The organism is Duganella violaceipulchra (assembly GCF_019166075.1).
GTDB classification, from domain to species: domain Bacteria; phylum Pseudomonadota; class Gammaproteobacteria; order Burkholderiales; family Burkholderiaceae_D; genus Rugamonas; species Rugamonas violaceipulchra.
Map to the genome: position 1 here is coordinate 1 of NZ_JAHTGR010000157.1, position 352 is coordinate 352.

A 352-nucleotide genomic window follows, 5' to 3' on the forward strand; every position below is an offset into this window, starting at 1 on the left:
CGCGGCTATTTGAACCGTGCGGAGTTGACGGCAGAGCGCTTCCTGCCGGATCCGTTCAGTGCGCAGGCGGAAGCGCGGCTATACAAGAGCGGCGACCTGGGCCGCTGGCTAGCCGATGGCAACATCGAGTATGTAGGAAGGGACGACTTCCAGGTCAAGATCCGCGGTTTCCGGATTGAGCTGGGCGAGATCGAAGCCAGGCTGGCGGCCTGCGAAGGTGTGCGTGCAGCGATTGTGATCGCACGCGAAGACCAGCCGGGCGACAAGCGGCTGGTGGCGTACGTGATCGCGCAAGCAGGGGCAGAAGAAGGGGCCTTGTCGGCAACCAACTTGCGTGAGCAGCTATCGGCCA

1 protein-coding gene is annotated in these 352 nt (G+C 63.4%); it reads left to right on the plus strand.

Features of this window, described 5'->3' with window-relative positions; genetic code table 11:
* Positions 1–352: acyl-CoA synthetase family protein (locus KVP70_RS33460; RefSeq protein ID WP_217946737.1), on the plus strand; the 352-nt coding region annotated here is incomplete at both ends.